Source organism: Nonomuraea sp. SYSU D8015 (genome assembly GCF_008065375.1).
In the GTDB taxonomy this organism is placed as follows: domain Bacteria; phylum Actinomycetota; class Actinomycetes; order Streptosporangiales; family Streptosporangiaceae; genus Nonomuraea.
In genome coordinates, this window is sequence record NZ_VJYI01000010.1 from 386265 (window position 1) to 411302 (window position 25038).

A 25038-nucleotide genomic window follows, 5' to 3' on the forward strand; every position below is an offset into this window, starting at 1 on the left:
AAGGAGAACCGAGATGACCGAGACCGAGGCGGTCGTGCTGCCTGTCGAGCGCCCTGGGGAGCCGGCCCGGCCACCGGCGCGACCCGGGATGTTCCACGAGATGGACCCGCCGGAGCACGGCCGCTACCGCCGCCTGCTCACCGGCGAGTTCACCGTGCGCAGGATGCGGCTGCTGACCGGGCACATCCAGAAGGTCACCGAGGTGTTCCTGGACGAGACGGAGCGGCAGGGGCCGCCCGCGGACCTTGTGGAGGCGTTCGCCGCGCCCATCCCGGCGGTGGTGATCTGCGAGCTGCTCGGCGTGCCGGAGGAGGATCGGCGACGGTTCCGGGAGCAGGCCGCCAGGCTGATCCGCACCGACGTTCCTCGGGACGAGACCGTCGACGCCTACCTGGCGATGACGGCCCACATGGCCGAGCTGGTCCAGGCCAAGCGGAGCGCACCCACAGACGACCTGCTCAGCGGGCTCACCAAGAGCGACCTGACCGACGACGAGCTGACCACCATCGGGTTCCTGCTGCTGGGCGCCGGGCTCGACACCACCTCCAACATGCTGGCCCTGGGCACGTTCGCGCTGCTGCGCCATCCCGGGCAGATCGCCGTGCTGCGTGCCCGGCCCGAGCAGGGGGTCGAGGAGCTGCTGCGCTACCTGAGCATCACCCCCTACCTGGTGCGGACCGCGCTGGAGGACGTCGAGCTGGGCGGTGAGACGGTGCGGGCCGGAGAGACCGTCACCGTCGCGATCGCGGCCGCCAACCGCGACCCGGGGCGCTTCCCCGACCCCGGCGCCCTGGACCTGACCCGGTCCACGACCGGCCACCTCGGCTTCGGCCACGGCGTCCACCAGTGCCTCGGCCAGCACCTCGCCCGGGTGGAGATGCGCGCGGCCTTCCCCGCGTTGTTCGTCAGGTTCCCCTCGCTGCGGCTGGCCGTCCCGCCCGAGGACGTGCCGGTGCGGAGCATGGACATGCTGATCCACGGCGTGCACAGCCTGCCGGTGACGTGGGACGAGGAGCGCTGACGTGGCGGGAAAGGTCTGCCTGGTCACCGGAGCCTCTGCGGGCATCGGCCTGGCCACCGCGCTGGAGCTGCTGCGGGCCGGCCATACCGTGTACGGCCTGGCGCGGCGCGTGGAGCAGATGGCCGCGATCGAGTCCGCGGGCGGGCACGCGATCGGGACGGACGTCAGCGACGAGGCCGAACTCGAACGCGCGGTGCACAGCGTCCTGGCGAAGGAGCATCGGATCGACGTGCTGGTCAACAACGCCGGCACCGCCGTGCACGGCTCCGTCGAGGAGGTGCCGGTCGCGGAGGCCAGGCGGGTGTTCGAGGTCAACCTCTTCGGCCTGGCCCGGCTGACCCAGCTCGTCCTGCCGCACATGCGCGAGCAGGGGCAGGGCACGATCGTGAACGTCTCCTCGATCGGCGGCGAGATCGCCCTGCCGCTGGGCGCATGGTACTACGCCTCCAAGCACGCGCTGGAGGCGTTCTCGGACACGCTCCGGCAGGAGGTCACGCCGTTCGGGGTGCGGGTCGTGGTGGTCCAGCCTGGGATCATCAAGACGGGGTTCGAGGACGACACGCCTCGCCAGCTGCGCGAATACTCGGGCGGCGGGCCGTACGCGAAGGTCGCGGAGTGGATGGCGCGGCGCGCGGAACAGGCCTTCCAGCGGGACCGAACGGGCTCCGACCCGGTCGTGGTGGCCAGGGCTGTCAGGGAGATCGTCACCGCGCCCGATCCAAGGCCGCGCTACGCGGTCGGCCAGTACGCCAAGCTGCTGCTGCGGCTCAATAGAATCCTGCCCGACCGGCTCTTCGACAAGATGGTGACCCGACAGAGATGACGACGAGCGCACCTCGATCAGCGGGGAGGCCGCGCAGCCAGGAGGCCGACACGGCCATCCTGACCGCCGCGCTCGACCTCCTGATCGAGGTGGGCGCCGAGCAGACCAGCATCGAGCAGGTCGCCCGCCGGGCGGGGGTGACGCGTGCGACGGTCTACCGGCGCTACCCCGACAAGACGGCGCTGCTCCTGCGGACCCTGCAGTGGGCGCTGCACGACAACGACCCGGCCTTCACCGGCTGGCGCGACCTGGACCACATGTTCGAGGACTGGGGGGCCTATCTGGCCGTGCCGCGCCTGCGCCGCCTGCTGCGCCGCATCTTCTCCTCCGTGGACGACTATCCGGAGCTGCTGACGACCTACCACAAGGTCAACAGCGGGCGGCGCAGGGCGGTGGTGCGCGAGATGCTCCTCCGCGCGCGCGACCTCGGTGAGCTGCCCGCGGAGCTGGACGCCGACGTGGTGGCGGAGATGCTGAACGCCGCGGTGATCAACCATCTCGTGAGCCGTCCGGACGACGAGTCCCCCGCCGAGATCAAGGCGTACTTCATGGCGATCATGAAGCAGGTGGGCCACCGCGACCGGCACGGCGGCTGACCAGATTACATTTCAGCCAGTCACGTTACATTTCACGACGGCCCTTGCTTTCCCGACAAGATCGCTTCACCCTTCTCGACAGAGGCGTAAAGATCACCTCTCCCCCAATGTCGTGAAGGAGAGCGCGTGCCCCCCACCCTCCGCCGGCGTGCGATCCTGGCCGGGATCATCACCGTCGCCGGTTTATTCGTCCCGCAGGCCGCGGTCCACGCGGCGCCGGACCCAGGCAAGATCGACAAGACCGTCCAGGCCGAGCTGGACCAGGACGGCAAGGCCACCTTCTGGGTCCGGATGAAGGGGGCCGCCGACCTGAGCGGCGCCCGCCGGGCCGCCACCAAGCAGGCCAGGGCCGAGCTGGTCTTCGAGGCCAAGACCGAGCGGGCCGAGACCTCCCAGCAGGGCCTGCGCAAGCTGCTCGACGCCCGTGACGCCGACTACACCTCCTACTGGATCGTCAACGCCGTACGCGTGACCGCCGACGAGAAGCTGGCCGGCGAGATCGCCAAGCTCGCCGAGGTGGAGCGCCTCGAGCCGGTCCGCACGCTCTCGTTACCGGAGCCCGTGCCGGGGAAGGCCGAGGCGAAGGCGAACGCGGTCGAATGGAACATCGACCGCGTCGGCGCCCCGCGCGTGTGGTCGGAGACGGGCAACCGGGGCGAGGGCATCGTCGTGGCCACCATCGACTCCGGCGCCCAGTTCGACCATCCGGAGCTGGCCGCGAGCTACCGGGGCAGGAACCCGGACGGCTCGGTGACCCACGACTACAACTGGTTCGACCCGGCACGCGTCTGCCCGACCTCCGCGCCGTGCGACAACAACGGCCACGGCACGCACGTCACGGGCACCATGGCCGGCGCCAACGGCATCGGCGTCGCGCCGGGCGCGAAGTGGATCGCCGCCAAGGGCTGTGAGCTCAACACCTGCACCGACGCCTCCCTGCTGGCGGCCGGCCAGTGGATCCTGGCGCCCACCGACCTGTCCGGCCGCAACCCGCGCCCGGACCTGGCGCCGGACATCGTCAACAACTCCTGGGGCGGCGACGGGTTCGACCCCTGGTACAAGGAGACGGTCGAGGCGTGGATCGCGGCGGGGATCTTCCCGGCGTTCGCCAACGGCAACGAGGGCCCGGCCTGCGACACCTCCGGCTCGCCCGGCCAGTACGCGATCAGCTACAGCGCGGGCGGCTTCGACGTCAACAACGCGCTGTACAACCGGTCGAGCAAGGGCGAGGGCGAGGGCGGCGAGATCAAGCCGAACATCGCCGCGCCCGCCGTCAACGTGCGCTCCTCCACGCCCGGCGGTTCCTACGACAGCTACACGGGCACGTCCATGGCCTCGCCCCACGTGGCGGCCACGGTGGCGCTGATCTGGTCGGCCTCGCCCGGGCTGCAGGGCGACGTGGCGGCCACCCGCCCGCTGCTCGACACCACGGCCATCGACGTCGACGACACCGCCTGCGGCGGCACCGCGGCCGACAACAACATCTGGGGCGAGGGCAGGCTCGACGCGTACGCCGCCGTCCGCGCCGCCCCCGCCGGGGACGTGGGCGACCTGAGCGGCACGGTCACCGCGGAGGGCGCGCCGGTCGCCGGGGTCACCGTCACGGTGTCCGGCCCGATGAGCCGCACGGTCACCACCGGTGCGGACGGCAGGTACGCCATCCCACGCCTGCTGGCCGGCGAGTATGAAATCACGGCGGCCAAGTTCGGCTACGGCGCGGCCACCGCGACCGCGGCGATCACCGCCGGGCAGGCCACGACCGCGGACGTGACGATGACGCGGAAGCCGACGGGCGTGGTGTCCGGCACGGTCACCACGGCCGGCACGCCGGAGCCCGGCGCGACGGTGCTGGCCGCCGGCACGCCGGTCAGCGCGGTCACCGACGCGGGCGGCCGCTACAGCCTGACGCTGCCGCACGGGACCTACGACCTGACGATCACGCCGGCGTCCCGCTGCTCCAGCGGCGCGACCTCGGCGGTGACGGTGGCCGGCGACCCCGGGGATGTCGTCGTCAAGGACGTGGAGCTGCCGCTGCGCGGCGACGGCTTCGGCTACACGTGCCGCGGCGGCGCGCAGGCGTACGTGGCGGGCACCGAGAAGCTGGCGCTGACCGGCGACGACGAGGCCGTTCAGGTGACGCTGCCGTTCCCGGTCCCGTTCTACGGCACGGGGCAGAACAAGGCGTGGATCGGCACCAACGGGTTCGTCACGTTCGCCCCGGACAAGATCGTCACCGCGAGCAACGGCCGGCTGCCCACCACCAGCACCCCGAACAACGCCATCTACCCGTACTGGGATGACCTGACCGTGGACGCCCAGGCCGGGATCTACACGGCGGTGACGGGCACGGCGCCGCACCGGGTGTTCGTCGTGGAGTGGCGCAACGTCACCTTCTACAACGACACCGCGCAGCGGATCTCCTTCGCGGCGCTGCTGGGCGAGGACGGCTCGATCGGGTTCCGGTACAAGGACGTCGAGAGCGAGCGCGAGCAGGGAACCAGCGCCACGGTCGGCATCGAGAACGCCACCGGGACGGACGCGCTGCTGTACTCCTATGAGGAGGCGGCGCTGTCGGCCGGGCAGGGCATCGCTTTCACGGCCAGCAGGCACGGCCTGGTCACCGGCGCGGTCACCGACGCCAACGACGGCGACCCCCTGGCGGGCGCGACGGTCCGGCTCGGGGACGTGGCGACGTTCACGACAGGCGCGGACGGCGCCTTCTACGGCCAGGTGCCGGCCGGCGACTACGAGGTCGTGGTGTCCAAGGAGCACTACGGCACCTTCACGAAGACCGTCACGGTGGCGCCCGGCACGGTGACGCGGATCGACACGGCCCTGATCACCGGCCGGGTGAGCGCGTCGGCCGCGGAGCTGACCGTGGTCATGCCGGGCGAGGCCACCCGCACGCGGACGCTGGAGCTGACGAACCTGGGCTCGCCGACCGCGTACACGGTCACCGGGGAGACCTGGGCGAGCGTGACGCCGGCGGCGGGCGAGCTGGCCAAGGGGCAGGCGGTGACGCTGCGGGTCACCGTGTCCAGCGCCGGGGTCGCGCCCGGCACGTTCCGGGCGGGCAAGCTGCTCGTCAAGTCGGCCAGCGGCCGCCAGCCGACCCTCGAGATCACGGTGCGGGTCGTGGTGCCCAAGCACCAGGTGGCGATCGACGTGGGCGCAGGCAAGGGCCTGACCGACGCCGCCGGCGACGCGTGGACGGCCGACCGCAAGTACGTCCAGGGCTCCCACGGCTACGTCGCCACCCAGAACAGGACGCAGAGCACGTCCAGGACCATCGCGGGGACCGACGACCAGGCCCTGTTCAGGACCGCCCGCGAGGGCATGCTGGAGTACCGCTTCGACGGCGTGCCCGCCGGGACGTACACCGTCGAGCTGGACTTCGCCGAGATCCGGAACACGCAGATGGGCAAGCGCGTGTTCGACGTGCTGGTCGAGGGGCAGCTGGCGATCCCGGCGCTCGACCTGGCCCTGGAGGCGGGCACGTACACGGCCGTCACCCGGCAGTACACGGTGAAGGTCACCGACGGCCAGCTCAACGTGCGTTTCGCCACCCGCCAGGGCTCGACGATCGTCAACGCCGTGCGCATCTCGGAGCGGCCCGACAAAGCGGCTCCTTGACCTGTTCCTCGCCCTGAAGGACGAGGATTCCCGTGCTGCCTTCGGCAGGAGCTCGGGGCGCGTCCGCGCCCCGAGCTGTGGAAGGGGACGCTTGACGCTTCAGCCGACCCGGTGTGACGTGTGCGCCGGGTGGATCGTGACGACGACACCGCCGGTGTAGCGGGCTTTGCCGAATAGCAGCGCCGCCCGACCTGAGGTCCTTGGTCTGGGCTCCGGACTTCCTGCTGCCAGGCACCCCTATCGGGGGCCGCGTTCATTCCCGGCCTGAAGGCCCAAGGCTCCCCGTGGACCTTCGGTAAAACTGCGGCGCGGCATGCGGAGCTCCCTTAGAGTCTCCGCATGCTGCTCTCCGTCGATCTACCCGACACGGTGCGTGACGCGCTGCTCGCCCCGCTCGTCGACCACCACTGTCACGGAGTACGGCGAGACGACCTGACCAGGGCGCAGTTCGAGCTGCTCATCAACGAGGGCGGCGGCGCGTCGCCGCCGGGCACCACCCATTTCGACACGCCGTTCGGGCTGGCGCTGCGCCGCTGGTGCGCGCCCCTGCTCGACCTGGAGCCGCACGCCCCGCCCGCCGTCTACCTCGCCCGCCGGGCCGAGCTCGGCGCCGCCGAGGTCAACAGACGGCTGCTGGCCGCGGCCGGAGTGGTGGCGTTCCTGGTCGACACGGCGCCAATGGACGTCAACGCGGGGGACGCCGAGCTGCTGTCGGCCGCCGAGATGGGCCGCCACGGCGGTGCGGCGGCCGACGAGCTGGTCAGGGTCGAGCAGATCGAGCGCGACGTGGCCGAGGTCGCCCAGGTCGCCGTCGACTACCTCGACAGCCTGGGCGAGGAGCTGACCGCCAGGGCCGCCCGTGCGGTCGGGCTCAAGACCGTCATCGCCGCCCTGTGCGGCCTCGACTTCGACCCGGCCCGGCCCAGCAGGGGGTCGGTGATCGCGGCGGCCAACCGGCGGCTGGCCGCGCCCAAGGAGCCCCTCACCGACCCGATCCTGCTGCGCCACCTGCTGTGGAGCGCGATCGACGTGGCCAGGGAACGCGCGCTGCCCGTCCAGTTCCACACCGGCTTCGGCTGCGAACAGGGCACCGCCGGGCCCGACCTGCACCGCACGGACCCGGCCAGGCTGACCACGCTGGTCGCCGCGCTGCAACCGGCCGGGGTGCCGATGATCCTCCTGCACTGCTACCCGTTCCACCGCCACGCCGCCTACCTCGCCGGCCGCTACCCGCACGTCTACGTCGACGTCGGTCTCGCGCTGCCGCACACCGCCGCCGCCTCGGCCCGCGTCATGGAGGAGCTGCTGGAGCTGGCGCCGTTCCACAAGCTGCTGTTCAGCTCCGGCTGCCGGGGCGTGGCCGAGAGCTGTCTGCTGGGCGCCCTCTACTACCGGCAGGCGCTGGGCGCGGCGCTCGCGGCCAGGGTCGGCGCGGGGGAGTGGAGCCCGGGCGACGCGGCCAGGATCGCCCACATGATCGGCTCGGCGAACGCGCGCCGGATCTACCGATTGTGAAGTCCTCCTCGCGGATAATCGGCCCACCACGGCCGCGATCCAGACTGTGGGGGCGTGCCGGACGGCGATCGGCTTTTGGCCCCCACAGCGCACCTTCTCGTTGAGTTCCGCGAGTCGGCTCATTGGCGGGCGTCGTGGGGCACGTCGTAGGCGGCCATGGCTGCGGACAAGGCGGGATGGGAGGCGGGGCGACGCTTCGGTGGTAGGCGATGCGCTTGCCGATTCCGCCGCGGGGGCTGAGGGCATGGGCCTCCAGCGTAAGGCGTTCGTCTCGGACTGTAGCGACGTGGTGACGTTGAGCAGGGCCTCGGCGTGGACTATTCAGTGGCGAGCGCGGCCAGCTCGGTCAACGTGCTGATGCGCCAGTCGGCCGCTGCCGCCTCCGGCTCGTCAGCCCACAGGTGCCCCCACGGGCCGCGCTGGATATGGGCGGTCCGGAGCCCGGCGGCTTGTGCCGGGGTGATGTCGTTGGCGGGGTGGTCGCCCACGTACACGATCTGGTCGGGCGTGGTTTCAGCGAAGTGGGTCAGCCGGGTGAAGAACTCTGGCCGAGGCTTGGCCACGCCCCACTCACCGGAGGTGGCGATCGCGTCGACCGGGAGGTCGAGCGCGCGGAGCAGCTCGGCTGCGCGGACCGTTTGGTTTCCGGCGATCAGAACGCGGTGGCCGGCCGCGCGGAGATCGGTCAGTGCTCGCCGGACGTCGGGATACAGGTCTTCCTCCTCGATACGTTCGCCCCGGCCTGCGGCCTCGCGTGCGGCGTATTCGGCGTCCAGGTCGATGCCGGGGCGCAGCAACCTGAGGGCGTCGGCGTTGTCTCGGCCTTGCGCGACGACGGCGCCCACGAGGGCGGACAGCGTGTGCCGGGGGACATTGAGCCAGTCAGCCCAGGAGGCCCAGTAACGGTCGTCGCGGAGGATGGTTTCCCCGACATCGAAGGCGAAGGTCAGCACCGACTGAGCTTATGAGGTGGCAGGGGGCAGTTCCCCGTGGGCCGCACGGCCAGGCGGAGGCCTGGGCGGGGATGCCTACCGTGCGGCTGCACTCAGTGGTGCCGGCTGTATTCGAAAGCAGACCGGGGCGGTGGGTCAGTGGTGGGGGCGGCCGTCGAGGCAGGCGCCGAGCTTGGTGCCGACGACCTGCATGGCGTCGGCCAGGGCGGCCGTCTGCTCCGGCGTCAGGTGGTCGAAGAGGATCTCGCGCAGCGCGCGGGCGTGCTGCGGGGCGATCGCCGCGATGACCGCCCGCCCCTCGTCGGTGATCTCCGCAACGCTGGCCCGGCCGTCGCTGGCGTCCGGGCGCAGCCGTACGTAGCCGCGGTCCACGAGCTTGCTCACCCGGTGGCTGAGCCGGCTGATCGACACGTTCCCGACGGCGGCCAGGTCGCTCAGCCGCAGCGGGCGGGTGGCCAGCTCGTTGAGCAGGCCGTACTCGATGTGGACCAGGCCGTGGGCCCGGAAGGTGCGCTCCACCTGCGGGATGCCGACGAGCATGACCGCGAGCAGGCCCTGCCACGCACGCTGCTCGTCCTCGCCGAGCCCTTCGACCAACCGGAACCCCCACGGTCAGATGCGTCCCACCACGATGACGACGGCCATCGCCAGCAAGACCAGATTAACCGCGAAGTTCTCCTTCCGCCTCCGATGCACCTGCGCTGCGACGATCATCATGATCCCGAGCCCCGCGGCGGCGATGGGGGTGAGGACGGGCGCGATCCCGGTGGCCCACGGCAGCACCAGGCCCAGCGCGCCGAGCACCTCCAGCGCGCCGATCCCTCTGATCTGCTGCTGGCTGAAATCCTCGACGTACGGCATGCGCGGCTGGAGCCGCTCCTTGGGCTGGCTGAGCTTCCCGGCGCCTGCGGCGAGGAACGCGACGGCGAGCAGGCCCTGCACGACCCAGAGGAAGACGTTCATAGCTTGACCCTTCAAGTTTCTCGGGGAGCCTCGACTGCAGACCCAAATGCTTGAAGGGACAAGTATTTCTTTGTGTCACTGCTGACCTGCTCGGACGTCCGCCGTACCCTTGCTGTGCGCGGGCGAGGCCGACTCGCGCCGAGGCGCGTGAGCTGGTTTGCTTGAGGCCGTCACAACACACCCGATCCGAGCGGGGGCTCCCCATGCGCACTGTCGAACCCGAGGTCTTCATCGTCGCCCGTCCGGCGCTCGACTACGACGAGCTGGCCCGCTACCTGGCCGAGGTCGGCGGAGAGAGCTGGCTGGAGCGGCTCGACCGCGGCGACCTCGACGCGCAGAACCTCGCCGAGTTCGCCGGCCGGCTCTGCTACCGCTCCTTCGAGCCGGGGCTCAACCCCAACGTGGTGCGCATCAGGGAAAACCAGGACGACTATCTGCGTAACATCCTGGCCAGCGCGCACGGGTCCGTCCTTGAACACGTCAGTTTCAGCTTCGTGTTGCACAATGTGAGCCGTGTTCTGACTCATGAACTTGTCAGGCATCGCCCCGGCGTGGCGATCTCCCAGGAGTCGCTGCGGTTCGTCCGCCTTGACGAGCTGCCGTTCTGGTTCCCGGAGTGGGCGCGGGAAGACGACGAGTTGATGAAGCGGGCCACGGCCGTGCTGGAGCAGCTGGAGCAGTTCCAGCTGTGGATGGCCGATCACTTCGGGCTCGACGAGGAGGGCGTGCCGTTCTCGGAGAAGAAGCATCGCACGTCGTTCATGCGCAGGTTCGCCCCTGAGGGCGTGGCGACCGGGCTGGTGTGGACCGCGAACGTGCGCACGCTGCGGCACACGATCGAGGCCCGCACCGCGGTCGGCGCGGAGGAGGAGATTCGCCTGCTGTTCCAGCGCATCGGCGAGCTCATGCGCCAGGAGGCCCCCGCACTCTTCGGCGACTACGTCGTCGAGGACGGGGCCTGGATCCCAGGCTGGCGCAAGGTCTGACCCACCCTGCCCCTCCTCGGGACAGGCCCGCCTCCGGGCTACGTCCTGGACCTCCGCCACACGGACACGGGGAACCGGCCTCTGGCCTCGGGGAACCGGTCCCGGGCTGCCTCGGGGCGCGCCCTGGCCTCGGGGAACCGGCCCCAGATACGGGGCGCGGGCCCCGGCCTCCAGAGTGCCCCGGCCTCCAGTGCGCCCCGGCCTCCACGGCGGTGGCGCCCTCGCGCCGCAGGCTCGATCTGCGGCCGTGAGCGCCTCGTCCTGGATCGTGCCGTCACCTGACGGCGCGGGCCTGGGAGCCCGTCAACGCGAGGCCACAGACGGCGCGGGGTTCAGGCGAGGGCGGGCATCACGTAGACCTCGGCGCCTGGAGGCAGGGCGCAGTTGAGGCCGCCGAGGCCGCGGGCGTTCTCGCCGCACACGATCATGCGGATGTGCCTGCGGATGCGGCCGTAGTCGTCGCGCAGCCGCTCCTCCAGCAGCGGGTGCGTGCGGCGCAGCATGTCGAGGGCGGAGCCCAGGGTGGGCGGGGAGTCGCGGTCGGCGCCGACGGCGAAGACCTTGACCTCCGTGCGCCCGCTCACCCACCGCCGCAGCGTGCTGGGCAGCACGAAAACGACCATCGTCACGGGGCCGGCCACGATCAGAGCACCGCCGCGCGCACGGTCAGCACGTCGGGCAGGTGGCGGGCGACCAGCGACCACGTCTCGCCGTCGTCGCGCGAGCAGTAGACCTCGCCGTCGCGCGTGCCGAAGAACAACCCCGCCTCCGACGTGGACATCGCGTCCCTGAGCACGGTCGAGTACACCGGCTCCTCGGGCAGGCCCTGGCCGAACGGCTGCCACGTGGCTCCGGCGTCGTCACTGCGATAGACGCGGTAGCGATGGTCGACCGGCGTGCGGTCCATGTCGGCGTTGAGCGGCAGGACGTAGACCGTGTCGGGGCGCGACGGGTGCACGGCGATCGGGAAGCCGAAGTCCGACGGGAGCGAGGAGCCGATGTCGTGCCAGGCGCCGCCGAAGTCGTCGCTGCGGTAGACGCCGAAGTGGTGCTGCAGGAAGAGGCGGTCGGGCCGGGACGGATGCATGGCGACCTTGTGGACGCACTGCCCGAACTCCGGATATTGCTGACCTTCGGGCATGAAACGAGCGCGGATGCCCTGGTTGGCCGCCTCCCACGACAGGCCGCCGTCGGCCGTGCGGTAGAAGCCGCCCGTGGAGATCGCCACCCCCATGATCTTGGGGTCGGAGGGGTGAGGGATGATCGTGTGCAGGCACAGCCCGCCGCCGCCCGGCACCCACTGCGGACGGTGGGGATGCTCCCACAGCCCCTCGACGAGGCGGTAGGTGACGCCGCGGTCCTCCGAGCGGAACAGCGCGCCCGGCTCGACGCCGGCCCACACGACGTGCGGCTCGGACGGGGAGGGCGTCAGCTGCCACACCCTGGTCAGGGTCGCCTCCGTCTTCTCCGGGAAGGCGATGGGCGGCTTCTGCGCCTCGCCCCAGGTCTTGCCGAGGTCGTCGGAGTACATGACGGACGGGCCGAAATGCCCGTATTCGATGCCGGCCAGCAACCGGGGCGTGGTGCCGCGCGTGTCGATGGCCACCGAGGGCACCGCGACCGTGGAGAACTGGATCGGCTCGACCTCGAACGGGCCGCCGCCCGCCGAACGGGCGAGGAACAGGCCCTTGCGGGTGCCGATCGCGAGCATTGCGTCACTCATAGCACGCTCCAAGAGTTCGCTTCGGGCCCATCGTGCCACGCTCGGCCGACAACTTCCGAGGACTGGGAGATTCCCCATCCGCCTGCCCGAGACGGCCGCGATCGCGTCCCGCATTACCTGGCGGGTAATCGTGACGCTTCCCCCCAGACGATAAGTTGCCCGGCATGGGAGCGATTGCCGTACGAGAAGAGTCATTTGGTGACCTGTTGCGGTCGTGGCGGCAGCGGCGGCGCGTGAGCCAGCTCGACCTGGCCATCGAGGCCGAGGTCTCGGCCCGCCACATCAGCTTTCTGGAGACCGGCCGCGCCCGGCCCAGCCGTGAGATGGTGATGAAGCTGGCCGAGGAGCTGGAGGTGCCGTTGCGGCACCGCAACAGGTTGCTGGTGGCGGCGGGGTTCGCGCCGGTCTATCCGGAGCGCGAGGTGCGCGCCCCCGAGATGGAGGTCGTCCGCCAGGCGCTGGACAAGATCCTGGCGGGACACGAGCCGTATCCGGCGGTCGTGGTGGACGCGGCGTGGAACCTGGTGGCGGCCAACGCGGCGGCCGGGATGTTCATGGAGGGCGTGCCGGCCGAGCTGCTGAAGGAGCCGATCAACGTGATGCGGCTGTCGCTGCATCCGGAGGCGATGGGCGGCAGGCTGCTCAACCTGGCGGAGGTGCGGGCTCATCTGCTGCACCAGCTGCGCAGGCAGGCCGAGATGTCCGCCGACGGGCGGCTGGCCGAGCTGCACGACGAGCTGGCGTCGTACACCTATCCCGGCGTGGACCTCAACGTGGCGCATGTTCCGGGTCCGGCCGACATCCTGGTGCCGCTGCGGATCGCGGCCGGGGATCGGGTGTTGTCGATGTTCACGACGATCGCGACGTTCGGGACGCCGGTGGACGTGACGGTGTCGGAGCTGGCCATCGAGACGTTCTGGCCCAACGACGAGGAGACCGCCGCCGCGTTCCGCCAGCCGGCGTCGTTCTTCGCATGATCGGCCTCGTGCCAGCCCGCAGGAGCCCATTTCTTCCATGTGCCGGGCACGTCGGCCCTGCGGGACGTCAAGAGGGAGGAAGGTGCAAGAGGTGATCATGTGAAGTGTGGGGCCAGCTGGTGGCGGCGGGAGGCGTGGCTCGCCGGAAGGGGGCAGGCAACCGGGCGGGGCCGTTGGGCGGTGAGCGGCATGGCTGATGTGGCCGACGCGCAGGGGCGTAGGGCGGGGTGTGGCTGACGCGCAGGGGCGTAAGGCGGCTGTGGCCGACGGGCTATCTGTGGAGGGCCGGGGCGGTGAGCGGGAGGGTCGGGTGGTCAGCGGGCGGGTGAGGGGGAGGGTCGGGTGGTCAGCGGGCGGTGAGGGGGAGGGCGGGTGGGTCCTCGCCGGTGGCGATGGGGGCCTCGATGGAGAGCAGGGCCGGGCCGCCGCCCTCGATCGGGAGCCCGCCCGACACCGTGTACGTGCGCATGTCGAACGCCCCGCCGGCGGGCGGGGCGGCGACCGCGAAGGCGGGGAAGGCGTTGCCGCCGGGGACGACGGAGGTGGAGATGTAGTCGCCGGCCATGCGGCCCTGCGCCGTGTTGGCCAGCCAGCCGAGCTCCATCGGCCCGTGCACCTGCTCGGGCGCGGACCAGCTGCGGCCGCCGTTGGCGGAGGACGTGTACGCGACGGTGAGCCGGCACGTCGCGGCGGTGCAGTCGGCGTCGGGATAGCGGTAGTAGGCGAGCGCGAGCCTGGCCGAGCCGCCCGAGGTGGACCGGTCGACGCCGAGGCCGGGGATGAAGTGGTCGCCGCCGTCGCCCGTCACCCGCGTGACGAAGTCCCATTCGGCGCCGTCGGCCGACGTGGCCAGCACGATGTCGTTGGCCGCGCAGTAGAGCTGGAAGCGGCAGTCGTGCCAGACGACGTACACCGTGCCGGCCGCGTCCGTCTCGGCCGACGGCAGCGGTAACGCGCGCAGACCGCCGGCGACCGTGTGCCGCTGGACCATGGCGATCGGCTCGCCGTCGCTCCAGGTCGCGCCGCCGTCGCGGGAGCGGAAGGCGCGGATCCGGTGGTCATTGCCCAAATACGGCACCACCACGGCGCCGTCCGGCCGCACCACCGGCTGCCCGCCCAGGCCGGTCGCCGAGGTGGCGGTCGCGGCCCACGTCAGGCCGCCGTCGGAGGAGCGGGCCATCATGATCGCGTTGCCTGCGGCGTTGTCGTCGAAGGCGACGTGGCAGCGGCCGTAGTACGGGCTGTCCGGGGTGTTGTCGCAGACGATCCAGCTCTTGTCGAGGTCGCCGCCCCCCGCCTCGGCGACCGTGACGGGCCGGTCCCAGGTCCGGCCGCCGTCGGCCGAGCGGCTGACGAGCACGGCGGCCCCGGTGATCCCGCTCGTGTCGGTGATCCCCAGGGAGGCGATCAGCCAGGTGTCGTGCCGGGCGTCGTACGCCACCGACGGATCGCTGACCCGCTGGTAGGGCCCGCCGCCGAACCCGGTGATCCCGGGCAGGACGCCTTTCGTCCACGTGGAGCCGTTGTCGCCGGAGGTCGCGAACGCGATGCCGGACGCCCCGCCGTCGAAGAACCGCCCGGCCTGCTGCGCGGCCACGATGGTGGTGCCCCAGTGGTAGGTGTCGGGGCCGGCCTGCGTGCCGTGCTGGCTGGTGGCGTTGGCGTACGCGTCGGCCCCGATCTCGGCCAGCGGGACGTCGGCCGCCGCCGGGGCGGCGGTGAGGAACGACGCGGCGACGAACAGGGTCACGAGCGCGCCGATTCCTCGGCGACCGGCGGCGGCTGGCACAGTCGACCTCCACGGTTGGACGGTGCGCGTGTCAACTTCCACCTCGCACCGTCCGACCCCCGCTGTCAACCCGCCGATCAGAAGACGGACGTCCCGCTGATCAGAAGACGGGCCGGCGGGCCGTGAAGACCTCCTGCTCGTTGGCGGGGTCCGCCTGCGGCATCGGCGCCGTGCACGCCTTGGGCGGCGTCCCCGGTACGCCGGTGCCCGGGCACAGGAACAGCGCGGGCTCACGGGTGTCCGACCACAGCGGGTACGCGCTGGTCGCGGTGGCCGACACCTGGATGTAGTCGCCGAAGAACAGCCCGCCGAACTGGGTGGGCGGCGGCATGCTCGACGAGGTCACCCGCTGCGTCACGTACCGGGAGCCGGCGCGCGTGGACAGCGAGATGTCCGAGAACCCCGTGACGGCGGCGTTGCCGTACTGGCGGTCGTAGTACGTGACCACGTATCCGCCCGCCGGGGTGTAGTCGGAGCCGTGCCAGAACTGGTCGGTGGTGCGCTGCCCGGGCCGGTCGGTGACGGACGGCAGGGTGCGCACGTCGGCCGAGGTCCCGGCGAAGGTGGCGCCGCCGTCGGTGGACTCGGAGACCACGATGTCGTTGTTGCAGGCGGTCTTGACGCCCTGGTAGAGCGGATTGCCCAGCGGCCCGGTGAAGCCGGCCGGCGTGCAGCCGGCCGACTCGCGCGAGTTGCGGTTGACGAACGACCCGTACGCCACCGTGACCTGCGCCGGGTTCTTCGGGTTGACGTTGACGTAGGGGTAGTTGGCGGCCCTGAAGACCGAGTTGGAGGTGGGGCCCTTCTCCGGCACGCACCCGCGGCCGGGGTTCTGCCCGTTCTGGTAGGTGGGGCAGTCGGGGAAGTCGTGGAAGTCGCCGACCTTCACGGGCGCGGAGTAGGTGGCGCCGCCGTCGGTGGACTTGGCCAGCAGCATCTGCAGATGGTTGTCGCCGGCGCTCGTCGGGGTGGTGTTGTAGTTGGCCCACACGACGTAGAGCGCGCCGTCGGGGCCCACGCTCGGGTGGGAGAACTGGTTGACGTTGCACCTGCCGCGCGGCGTGGGGACGCCGAAGGTGCTGGAGCACAGCGCCGAGTCGTCGCTGACCAGGACGGGGTCGCTGAACGTCTCGCCGTAGTCGGCGGAGTAGGCGCCGAAGATGTACGCCGTCCCGTCGGCGTCGAACGTCGTCCACGTCACGTACACGCGGTCCCTGAACGGGCTGGAGACGTGGTGGTCGACGGCCATGAGCTGCTTGTCCAGCAGGACGTTCCCCCCTCCGGCGGTGTCGGAGTGCTCGGCCACCGGACGTCCGGGGAAGGTGAACGAGGCGCCGCCCGTGCCGGTGGAGCGGAAGACGTACATGGCGCTGGACTGGTCGGGGTTGGGGCTCACGGTGATGCCGCGGTTGAAGGCCAGGCAGGACAGGTAGGCGTTGCCGCGGGTGTCCCAGTCGAGCGACGGGTCGCCGCCGCCCTGCCAGTACTGGCGCGCGGCGCCGCCGAAGGCCGTGCCCCTGGTGAAGCCGTTGGGGACGGTGGAGTCGGCCCAGGTGGAGCCGCCGTCGGCCGAGTACGACACGCCGCACGTGCCGTCGCCGCGCCGGTAGTCGTTGTACCCGGCCACGATCTGCTTGGAGTTGTACGGGTTGACCGCGATCCACGTCTCGTTCTGGGCCTGGGAGCGGCCGTGCAGGTCTGGGTCGGTGAGGTTGGCGCAGTTGACGTTGACCTTGACGTTGTCGCCGCGGCGGTCGTCGCAGTCGGGAGTGGCGACGGGCTTGAAGCCCGTCAGGCCGCGCCGCGCGGCGGCCGGCCGCTCGGCCAGGGCGTCGGTGAGCGCTCCCGAGGCCAGGCGCTGCTGCCATGGCTTGAGGTCGGAGTAGCCGAACCCCTCGGCGGTGGCCTGAGGTCCCGATAACGAGGTCGCGGCGAGCACGAGGGTGCCCGCGGCGGCCAGACTGAGGGCATGCCGGAAGCGCATCCTGCCTCCAAGAGACGGTGGGAACCGAAGCCGGGTTCTCCCCGTTCGGCCGCTCCACCCTTGAGGGAAGGACCCGAGAACTGGACGGTAAGCCCAACTCGCCGCAGCGCCAAGCCTTCACCGCGACCTCATGTGGACATTTCTGTGAAGAATCAGCGCTCGGCCTGGACGATGTCCCGGTGGATGCGTGACAGGGGCACGCCGTCGATCTGCAGGCGGCGGACGGTCTCGTTCACCATGGAGGGCGGGCCGCACACGTACACGTCGTGCTCGGCCCAGGAGTGGAAGCGCTGCGTCACCTCGGGCAGGCGGCCGCGCATCCCGTCGTACGACGGCTGGTCCGACACCACCGGCAGCACCCGCAGCCACGGGAACGACGAGGCCATCTGGATCAGGTCGGGCAGGTCGTACAGCTCGTCGAAGGTGCGGGCGCCGTACAGCAGGTGGATGTTGGGCCGGCGGCCGGAGGCGATGATGGACTCGATGATCGCCTTCAGCGGCGCCAGCCCGGTGCCGCCCGCCACGCACAGCACGTCCCGCATGCTGCGCCCGCATGGCTTCATCGTGCCCATCGGCGGGCCCAGCATGAGCGTGTCGCCGATGCGGGTGTGCCGGATCAGCGTCGTGGACACCCAGCCGCCGGGGACCGAGCGCACGTGCAGCCTGATCGTGTTGTCCGGGCGCGGCGCGTTGGCGATGGAGAACGTCCGCCACACGCGCGGCCAGCGCGCGGTCTGCACGGTGACGTACTGGCCGGGCTCGTACGGCAGCCGCTGCGTCGGCCGCAGTGTGATCACCGCGATGTCCCGGTAACGCAGCTCGTGGTCGATCACCTCGGCCAGCCACCACGCGGGGGAGGCCCCGGAGTCGTTCTCCGCCGACTCGATCATCAGATTGGCGGCGGCCGTGTAGGCCGCCACCCAGGCGGCCTCGATCTCCTGGTCCCAGATGTCGGCGGCGAAGCGGCGGATCGTGGCGAGCAGCGCGTTGCCGACCGCCGTGTAGTGCTCGGCGATGACGCCGTATTTGCGGTGGTCCCTGCCCAGCTGGCCCAGGAACGCGGCCAGGCTGTCCGGGCTGTCCAGGCTCCACACGATCCGGGTCAGCGCGCTGAACAGCCGGTCGCGCTGGACGTCCATGGCGGGCGGGAACATGGCACGCAGGTGCGGATTCTCGGCGAACAGCCGGCCGTAGAAGTAGGCCGTGGCCCGTTCGGCGTGCGGCTCGACGACGGAGAAACTCTCCTTCACCAGGCGCGGATTCAACGACATAGCACGCAACCCCACTTATTGACCGGAATCGTATTCCGGTCTCGTCGTTCCACCTCCCTGACGGCTCCGGGTCGTGAGCGTGCGGCGGCCCCGGCACATCCGACACGCTCAAAAATGAGTGTTACACCGCCCATGACGCGCCACAACCGTTTCCCCCCAATACGGTGCGAAGCAGAACTATCTAAATTTCCGGACGGTGAATCCGAATAAAAGTCATATTCGTATTCAGGGGCCCAGTTGGGGAAAAGGCAGAAACATGCGAATCCGGCCTGCTGCGGGCATGCCGCCTCTTCGCTCCTTTCGGATGGGGCCCGGCGGGCGTACGATCCGGCCATGGCAGTCCTCCACCCCAGGCGGGTGGCCTGGGAAGGCGCTCGGACCTTCGTCTTCGCCGCGAACACGGACGCCTACTGGTGGCTCAGCGACACGGTCGGACACTACCTCGGGCTCATGTACCAACTGCAGCTCTGCGAGACGCGGCTGCGCCTGCAGGCGGAGGAGGACGCGGTCTACGCCGAGGCCGGGTTATGGCGGGCGCGCCTGGACGAGTTGCTGGACACCCACCCGGACACCGCCTCGATCCTCACTCAGATGATCAGCGAGACCTCCGCCCGCCTCTCCTCCGGCTGACGGTCAGACCCGGACAAAAGTCGGAAATCCGATGCCGAGGCAGGCAAGTGGTAGGCGGGGATCTTTGGGAGGGGTGACATATCGGAAAGGGTGTGCGCCATGATGGGGCAAGTGCCGCCACCGGAGGGGCCGCCGGCGGCGCGACTCCACCACGCCCCCCGGGAGATCGCATGTCCCGACCGCTGATCGGAATCACCGCCTACTTCGAGGCCGCCCGCTGGGGTGACTGGGTGCGGGAGGCCGTCCTGTCACCGCCCTCCTACACCAAGGCGGTCCTCCGGGCAGGGGGTGCGCCCGTGGTGCTCCCGCCGCTCGGCCCGCACGCCGCCGAGGACTACGTACGCGGCCTCGACGGGCTGGTGCTGGCCGGCGGCGTCGAGCTGGGCGCCGAGGCCTACAACGGCGAGCAGGACGGGCGCGTCCCCGCGCCGCAGGCCCACCGCGACCGCTTCGAGCTGGCCCTGGTCAGGGCCGCCGTGCGCGCCGACGTCCCGATCCTGGCCATCGCCCGGGGCATGCACGTGCTCAACGTCGCCCAGGGCGGCACGCTGATCCCGTGGCTGCCCGACGTGCTCGACAGCGACCGGCACGGCGAGCGCGGCGTGCCGCACACGATCCAGGTGAGCGTCTCCAGCAAGCTCGGCAAGGCCGTCGGCGACCACATCGAGCCCGTCGCGCCGCACTGCCAGTCCGTACGCAGGCTCGGCAGCGGCCTGCTGGCCGTGGCCTGGGCCGAGGACCAGATCGTCGAGGGCATCGAGCTGCAGGGGCACCGGTTCGGCGTGGGCGTGCAGTGGCACCCGGAGCGGGGAGAGGACAATCGGCTCTTCGATGCGTTCATGGAGGCGGCCCGCTAGGCTGCGATCATGCCGCTGCACCCCCAGGCGCGGGACTATCTCGCCGTCTATCCGTCGGATCTCAACACCGACCTGGTCACGCTCGACCTGGCCAAGATCCAGGAAATGCGCGCGCAGGACGGCCTGGCGATCCACCGCGGTCCCCTGACCAAGCTGCCGTTCGTCCGTGACGAGCGCGCCGAGGACGTGCCGATCCGGATCTACCGCGCCGACCCGGGCGACGGCCTGCTGCCGGTGCTGGTCTACTTCCACGGCGGCGGCTGGGTCTTCGGCAGTGTCAAGCGCAACGACGCGGTGGGGCGCGACCTGGCCGTCCGCACCGGCGCGGTGGTGGTGTCGGTCGACTACCGGCTGGCACCCGAACACCCATTCCCGGCCGCCGCGGACGACGCGTGGACCGTGGTGCGCGACATCTTCGCCAGGCCCGCCTTCTACCAGAGCAACGGCAGCGTGGCCGTCATCGGTGACAGCGCGGGGGGCAACCTGGCCGCCGTCGCCGCCGGGCAGGCCCGCGACGCCGGGCTCAGGCTGGCGCATCAGGTGCTCGTCTATCCGGTGCTCGACACGGCCATGGACACGCCGAGCTACCGCGAGTTCGCCAAGGGCTTCGGGCTGGACGCCGAGGAGATGGCGTGGTTCGCGCGGCAATACGCGGGCGGCGCGGACCCCGCGGATCCGCGCGTGTCCCCGCTGCGCTCGCCCGACCTCACGGGCCTGGCGCCGGCGACCGTCGTGACCGCCGAATGCGACGTGCTCAGAGACGAGGGCGAGCGCTACGCCCACCGGTTGGCCGAGGCAGGCGTGCCCGCCGAGTTGCGCAGGTACGACGGGGCCGTGCACGGCTTCTTCGGCCTGCCCGGCCTGTTCGACCAGGCCGTCGAGGCCCGCGACTACGTGGCCGCGCGCCTGAGGGAATCCTGGTGACGTACGACAAGCTCAAGATCGACACCCCGGCCGACGGCGTGCTCCGGGTCACGATCAGCAACCCGGCGAGGCTCAACGCCGTCGACATGACCGGGCACCGCGAGCTGAGCGAGATCTGGCGCGACGCCGACCGCGACGACAGTGTGCGGGCCGTCCTGGTCAGGGGAGAGGGCGAGGCGTTCTCCGCCGGCGGCGACCTGTCCATGATCGAGGAGATGACCCGCGACCACGCCGTCAGGATGCGCGTGTTCGCCGAGGCCCGCGACATCGTCTACAACGTCCTCAACTGCGCCAAGCCCATCGTCTCCGCCATCCAGGGCCCCGCCGTCGGCGCCGGGCTCGCGGTCGCCCTGCTGGCCGACATCTCCGTCGCCGGCCGCACCGCGCGCATCATCGACGGGCACACCAGGCTAGGCGTCGCCGCAGGCGACCACGCCGCCATCATCTGGCCGCTGCTGTGCGGCATGGCCAAGGCCAAATACCACCTGCTGCTCTGCGAGCCCGTCACCGGCGCGGAGGCCGAGCGGATGGGGCTGGTCAGCCTGTGCGTGGACGACGACCAGGTGCACGACAAGGCCATGGAGATCGCCGTCCGGCTCGCCGCCGGCGCGCAGGAGGCGATCAGGCTGACCAAATACTCGCTCAACAACTGGCTGCGCCTGGCCGGGCCCGCCTTCGACGCCTCGCTGGCCATGGAGTTCCTCGGCTTCACCGGGCCCGACGTGGCCGAGGGCGTGCGCGCATTGCGTGGGAAACGGCCTCCGTCCTTCTCGTGAATGCTGCTCCCGACCTGGGGTAGGCGCAGTCACATGAAGGACAACGATGTGGTGGACCTGCTGCTACACCAGCACGAAGAGATCAAGGCCCTGTTCGACGAGGTCGAGAACGCCGCCCCGCAGGACAAAGCCGAGGCCTTCCAGCGGCTGGTACGGCTGCTGGCCGTCCACGAGACAGCAGAGGAGGAGATCGTCCACCCGTACGCGCGCCGCAAGCTCGACCACGGGGACGAGGTCGTGGACGAGCGCCTGGCCGAGGAGAACTCGGCCAAGGACATGCTCACGCAGATGGAGCGGGCAGGCGTCGACGATCCTCAGTTCGCGGTCAATCTCGCCACCCTCCGCAAGGCGGTGGTCAAGCACGCCGAGGCCGAGGAGCGCGAGGAGTTCCCCCGGTTCCGGGAGGCGACCGGGGAGAAGGAACGTCAGGCGATGGCCGTCGGGGTCAAGGCCGCCGAGGCCATGGCGCCCACCCACCCCCACGCGGGGGTCGAGACGGCGGCGAAGAACCTGCTCGTCGGCCCGCCCGTCGCGATCATGGACCGGGCCCGGGACGTGATCCGCAAGGCGATGGGCAAGCCCGGCTGAACGGCGCCGGCGTCCGGGCCGCGAGGAGGTTGAGCAGGAGCTCCCTCACGGCCTGGGGCGGCGCGCATGGAACACGAAGGCCGGGGGAGCGTTGCGCCACACCGTACGCCCCTGCACGACCTCCTCGAATCGCTCGGCCAGCAGCGCGCGGAAGCGCCGCGCCGAGCTGAGCGGCACGGCGTGCACATAGGAGAACGTCGTGAACGCCCCACCCTGGCCCATAGCCGTCGTCACCGCATCCAGCAGATCACGCTGCAACTCCCGCGGGAAGGCCGCCCACGGCAGCCCGCTCACCACCACGTCCGCCTGCCGCAACCTGCGCTCCCGCAACAGCTCCACCAGCCGCGCCGCGTCCGCGTGCGCCACGTCCACGGTGGGGAAACGCTCGGCGAGCAGCCGCGCCAACGGCTCGTTGACCTCCACGGCGAGGTGGTGGCCGCGCCCGGCCAGCCGCTGCTGGATCTCCGCGGTGAACGCCCCCGTGCCGGGGCCCAGCTCAACGACGATCGGCTCGCCCCGCTCGGGGATCGGCGCGCAGACGGCCGCGGCCAGCCGCCGCGAGCTGGGGGCGAGCGCACCGATCGTGGAGGGGGCGCGGAGGAACTGGCCAAGGAACAGTGTGGTGTCGTTGGACATGGGTTCAAGGTAGGGGCAAGATCGGACTGATCGCTCCACCGTCCGGGCGGACCTGCGGCCAGTAGGAGGAGGCGCGCTCCTCCACCAGGAGGATCAGCCGATCACGGGGGCCGGATAGCGTGTGCGCATGCGTTGGCGTGGTGTGCCGCTTGATGTGCTCCTGGCGGTCTCGAGTGTGGCCCTTGACCTGATGACGACGGCGCAGGCGAGCGACACGAGACCTCTGCCGGTGGAGCTGAGCAGCCCGATGGCGCTGCTGGCGGGCCTGCCCATGGGGCTGGTCCGGCGCTGGCCGGTGCCGGTCACCCTTTACCTGGCCGTCCTCCTGGTCGCCACCGATCAGCTCGGCTCGTTCACGTCCAACACCGTGCAGATCCTCATCTGCGTCGCGGTGGGGGTGTCCGGGTTCAGATGCGGCTGGAGGGCCACGGCGCTGGCCGTGGCGGCCACGGTCGTCGCGACCGCGCTCAACATCGCCGACCCGGGCGCCGCGTTCACCGCCAACCAGTGGATCTACTCGTTCCTGCTGCCGCTTTTCCCCGCCGTGCTGGGCGCCTACCTGCGCGGTTCCGCCGGGCGGCTGGAGGAACGCGACGTCACCCCTGACGCGCTGCTGGCCGCCGGCGGGGTGGCGATCACCGTGCTCAGCACCTGGACCTCCTGGCACTCGGGCACCCAGCCGGTCTGGGTGGTCGGGCTCCTGGCCGTGGTCGGCGGGCTGTCGCTGGGTGTCGCCAGGCGCCTTCCCGGGCTGGTCTTCCTCGTGCAGGGCGTGCTGCTCGTCCAGGCCGACATCTTCCTGAACCAGGCCGTCAACACCTGCGTCATCCTCACGCTCATCACCATCGGCGTGTTCGCCATGCGGGTGTCCTCCTGGCCGTGGACGCTGGCGGCGTACTTCACCGGCTGCCTGCTGACCGCCATCGCCGTCGTCGGCGACCAGACCGACGTCACCGCGTTCCGGGTCGGCGTGCTCATGACGCTCGTCGCCACCCCCATCGCGATCGGCCGCTACCTGGGCATCAGGCAGTCCGCGGCGGCCGCCGAGCGGCTGCGCGCCGAGGAGTCCGCCCGCGCGGCGGTCGCGCAGGTGCGGGCCGACCAGCTCGCCGAACGCGAGCGCATCGCCCGCGACGTGCACGACATCGTCGCCCACCACGTCGGCGCCATGGTGCTGCGGGCCAGCGCCGCCCGCTACACTGCGCCCGACGGCCCTGTCGCCGACGCGCTCAACGACATCCGCGAGACGGGCCACCAGGTGCTGCAGGACCTGCGCGACCTGCTCGACCTGCTGCGCGCGCCCGAGCGGGAGCCGCACCTGCTGGCCAACCCCGCCGATGTGGTACGCGAGTCGGCCGAGCGCATGGCCGCGGCCGGGCTCCTGGTCGACCTCGAGCTCGACCCGGCCACCGACCAGGCGCCGCTCATCGCCCGCACCTCGGCCGCCCGCATCGTTCAGGAAGGACTCACGAACGTGCTCAAACACGCAGGCCCCGGCACCCGGGTCCGCGTCACCGTCGCCCCCGAGGAGGAGGGACTGTCGGTGGAGATCCGCAACGGCCGCCCGCCCACCACCATCGAACGCCTGCCCTCCTCGGGCCGTGGCCTGGCCGGCATGCGTGAGCGCGTGCGCGCCCTCGGCGGCACCCTCAGCGCCGGCCCCGACGGCGACGGCGGGTGGATGCTGGCCGCGAGCCTGCCCGCCAGGAACCTCGCATGATCCGCGTGCTGGTGGCCGACGACCAGGCGCTGGTCCGCGCGGGCGTGCGCATGCTGCTGCAGGCCACGGGCGACATGGAGGTGGTGGCCGAGGCCGAGGACGGCGCCGAGGCCGTGCGCCTGGCCGAGCGTCACCTGCCCGACGTGATCCTCATGGATCTGCGCATGCCCAGGGTCGACGGCCTGGAGGCGATCAAACGGGTGCTCGCGGCCCGCCCGGCGACCAGGATCGTGGTGCTCACCACGTTCGCCGAGGACGCCAACGTCTACGCCGCGCTGCGGGCCGGCGCGGTCGGCTTCCTCGTCAAGGACGACGAGCCGGAACGCATGGTGGACGCCGTGCGCCGGGCCGCGGCCGGCGAGCAGCTGCTCGCGCCGTCGGTGCTCCGCCGGGTCGTCGAACGGTTCCTGGCCGCCGAGGAGCAGGCCGCGCCGGACCCGCCGCCCGGGCTGACCGAGCGTGAGCTGGAGGTGCTCGCCCTGGTCGGCACCGGCCTGTCCAACGCGGAGATCGCCGAGGAGCTGCACGTCGGCGTCACCACGGTCAAGACCCACATCGCCGCGGCCATGGACAAGCTGGGCCTGCGCAACCGCATCCAGGCCGCGGTCGTCGCCCACCGCACCGGCCTCGTGGACGCGTCCTTCCGCCCGACCCGCCGCGGCCTCGGCTGAGG

The 25038-nt window shown here is 71.3% G+C and carries 23 protein-coding genes; 14 read left to right on the forward strand and 9 right to left on the reverse strand.

The window, feature by feature from the left end; genetic code table 11:
- Nucleotides 1-13 precede the first annotated feature (13 nt).
- The 5 genes from ID574_RS36125 to ID574_RS36145 all read left to right on the forward strand — a co-directional run bounded on the left by ID574_RS36125 (nucleotide 14) and on the right by ID574_RS36145 (nucleotide 7588).
- The gene (locus ID574_RS36125; protein ID WP_188193468.1) at nucleotides 14-1021 is read left to right on the forward strand and encodes a cytochrome P450; all 1008 of its coding nucleotides are present in this window, start codon (nucleotides 14-16) and stop codon (nucleotides 1019-1021) included.
- A 1-nt stretch (nucleotide 1022) separates the two neighbouring features.
- Entirely contained in the window at nucleotides 1023-1844 is an 822-nt protein-coding gene (locus ID574_RS36130) for an oxidoreductase (protein WP_188193469.1), read from the forward strand.
- Entirely contained in the window at nucleotides 1841-2440 is a 600-nt protein-coding gene (locus ID574_RS36135; RefSeq protein ID WP_188193470.1) for a TetR/AcrR family transcriptional regulator, read from the forward strand. The genes ID574_RS36130 and ID574_RS36135 overlap by 4 nt, the downstream gene beginning before the upstream one ends.
- A 126-nt stretch (nucleotides 2441-2566) precedes the next feature.
- On the forward strand, nucleotides 2567-6073 hold the full coding sequence (locus tag ID574_RS36140) for a S8 family serine peptidase (RefSeq protein WP_188193471.1): 3507 nt from the start codon (nucleotides 2567-2569) through the stop codon (nucleotides 6071-6073).
- A 339-nt stretch (nucleotides 6074-6412) separates the two neighbouring features.
- Nucleotides 6413-7588, forward strand: coding sequence for an amidohydrolase family protein (locus ID574_RS36145; protein WP_188193472.1), 1176 nt, complete (start codon nucleotides 6413-6415; stop codon nucleotides 7586-7588).
- 317 nt (nucleotides 7589-7905) lie between these two features.
- On the opposite strand, the gene ID574_RS36150 is transcribed toward ID574_RS36145, so the two are convergent.
- The 3 genes from ID574_RS36150 to ID574_RS36160 all read right to left on the reverse strand — a co-directional run bounded on the left by ID574_RS36150 (nucleotide 7906) and on the right by ID574_RS36160 (nucleotide 9504).
- Entirely contained in the window at nucleotides 7906-8541 is a 636-nt protein-coding gene (locus tag ID574_RS36150) for an HAD family hydrolase (protein WP_188193473.1), read from the reverse strand.
- Nucleotides 8542-8676: 135 nt separating this feature from the next.
- Complete coding sequence (locus ID574_RS36155; RefSeq protein ID WP_188193474.1) at nucleotides 8677-9138, reverse strand: MarR family winged helix-turn-helix transcriptional regulator; 462 nt, start codon at nucleotides 9136-9138, stop codon at nucleotides 8677-8679.
- A gap of 15 nt (nucleotides 9139-9153) precedes the next feature.
- Nucleotides 9154-9504 carry a DoxX family protein gene (locus tag ID574_RS36160; protein WP_188193475.1) on the reverse strand — a complete coding sequence of 117 codons (351 nt, stop codon included), beginning with the start codon at nucleotides 9502-9504 and terminating at the stop codon, nucleotides 9154-9156.
- A gap of 203 nt (nucleotides 9505-9707) precedes the next feature.
- Here ID574_RS36160 and thyX point away from each other — a divergent pair, with 203 nt between their 5' ends.
- Nucleotides 9708-10490, forward strand: a complete 783-nt coding sequence (thyX, locus tag ID574_RS36165; RefSeq protein WP_188193476.1) for an FAD-dependent thymidylate synthase — start codon at nucleotides 9708-9710, stop codon at nucleotides 10488-10490.
- A 332-nt stretch (nucleotides 10491-10822) separates the two neighbouring features.
- Here the strand turns inward: thyX and ID574_RS36170 are convergent, their stop codons facing one another.
- On the reverse strand, nucleotides 10823-11119 hold the full coding sequence (locus tag ID574_RS36170) for a ubiquitin family protein (RefSeq protein ID WP_188193477.1): 297 nt from the start codon (nucleotides 11117-11119) through the stop codon (nucleotides 10823-10825).
- A 14-nt stretch (nucleotides 11120-11133) separates the two neighbouring features.
- Nucleotides 11134-12213, reverse strand: a complete 1080-nt coding sequence (locus ID574_RS36175; protein WP_188193478.1) for a WD40/YVTN/BNR-like repeat-containing protein — start codon at nucleotides 12211-12213, stop codon at nucleotides 11134-11136.
- Between the two features lie 164 nt (nucleotides 12214-12377).
- Between ID574_RS36175 and ID574_RS36180 the strand changes: the two genes are divergently transcribed.
- A complete protein-coding gene (locus ID574_RS36180) occupies nucleotides 12378-13190 on the forward strand; it encodes a helix-turn-helix domain-containing protein (RefSeq protein WP_223167419.1) in 813 nt (270 codons plus the stop codon).
- A 346-nt stretch (nucleotides 13191-13536) separates the two neighbouring features.
- Here ID574_RS36180 and ID574_RS36185 read toward each other — a convergent pair whose 3' ends face one another.
- The 3 genes from ID574_RS36185 to ID574_RS36195 form a co-directional block, all read right to left on the reverse strand.
- On the reverse strand, nucleotides 13537-14940 hold the full coding sequence (locus ID574_RS36185; RefSeq protein WP_188193479.1) for a sialidase family protein: 1404 nt from the start codon (nucleotides 14938-14940) through the stop codon (nucleotides 13537-13539).
- A gap of 139 nt (nucleotides 14941-15079) precedes the next feature.
- Nucleotides 15080-16963, reverse strand: coding sequence for a sialidase family protein (locus ID574_RS36190; protein WP_188193480.1), 1884 nt, complete (start codon nucleotides 16961-16963; stop codon nucleotides 15080-15082).
- Nucleotides 16964-17115: 152 nt separating this feature from the next.
- The gene (locus ID574_RS36195; RefSeq protein ID WP_188193481.1) at nucleotides 17116-18234 is read right to left on the reverse strand and encodes a globin domain-containing protein; all 1119 of its coding nucleotides are present in this window, start codon (nucleotides 18232-18234) and stop codon (nucleotides 17116-17118) included.
- Nucleotides 18235-18567: 333 nt separating this feature from the next.
- On the opposite strand from ID574_RS36195, the gene ID574_RS36200 reads away from it, so the two are divergent.
- The 5 genes from ID574_RS36200 to ID574_RS36220 all read left to right on the forward strand — a co-directional run bounded on the left by ID574_RS36200 (nucleotide 18568) and on the right by ID574_RS36220 (nucleotide 22009).
- Nucleotides 18568-18864 (forward strand): hypothetical protein, encoded by a 297-nt coding sequence (locus tag ID574_RS36200; protein ID WP_188193482.1) that lies wholly within the window; start codon nucleotides 18568-18570, stop codon nucleotides 18862-18864.
- A 170-nt stretch (nucleotides 18865-19034) separates the two neighbouring features.
- Nucleotides 19035-19721, forward strand: a complete 687-nt coding sequence (locus tag ID574_RS36205) for a gamma-glutamyl-gamma-aminobutyrate hydrolase family protein (RefSeq protein ID WP_188193483.1) — start codon at nucleotides 19035-19037, stop codon at nucleotides 19719-19721.
- A 9-nt stretch (nucleotides 19722-19730) separates the two neighbouring features.
- Nucleotides 19731-20645, forward strand: coding sequence for an alpha/beta hydrolase (locus tag ID574_RS36210; protein ID WP_188193484.1), 915 nt, complete (start codon nucleotides 19731-19733; stop codon nucleotides 20643-20645).
- A complete protein-coding gene (locus tag ID574_RS36215) occupies nucleotides 20642-21421 on the forward strand; it encodes an enoyl-CoA hydratase/isomerase family protein (RefSeq protein WP_223167420.1) in 780 nt (259 codons plus the stop codon). Before ID574_RS36210 ends, ID574_RS36215 begins: the two co-directional genes overlap by 4 nt.
- Nucleotides 21422-21454: 33 nt before the next feature.
- Entirely contained in the window at nucleotides 21455-22009 is a 555-nt protein-coding gene (locus ID574_RS36220; RefSeq protein WP_188193485.1) for a hemerythrin domain-containing protein, read from the forward strand.
- Nucleotides 22010-22054: 45 nt separating this feature from the next.
- Here ID574_RS36220 and ID574_RS36225 read toward each other — a convergent pair whose 3' ends face one another.
- The gene (locus tag ID574_RS36225) at nucleotides 22055-22645 is read right to left on the reverse strand and encodes a class I SAM-dependent methyltransferase (protein ID WP_188193486.1); all 591 of its coding nucleotides are present in this window, start codon (nucleotides 22643-22645) and stop codon (nucleotides 22055-22057) included.
- Between the two features lie 127 nt (nucleotides 22646-22772).
- On the opposite strand from ID574_RS36225, the gene ID574_RS36230 reads away from it, so the two are divergent.
- Nucleotides 22773-24365, forward strand: a complete 1593-nt coding sequence (locus tag ID574_RS36230; protein WP_223167421.1) for a sensor histidine kinase — start codon at nucleotides 22773-22775, stop codon at nucleotides 24363-24365.
- Nucleotides 24362-25036 (forward strand): response regulator, encoded by a 675-nt coding sequence (locus ID574_RS36235; protein WP_188193487.1) that lies wholly within the window; start codon nucleotides 24362-24364, stop codon nucleotides 25034-25036. Before ID574_RS36230 ends, ID574_RS36235 begins: the two co-directional genes overlap by 4 nt.
- Nucleotides 25037-25038: the final 2 nt, after the last annotated feature.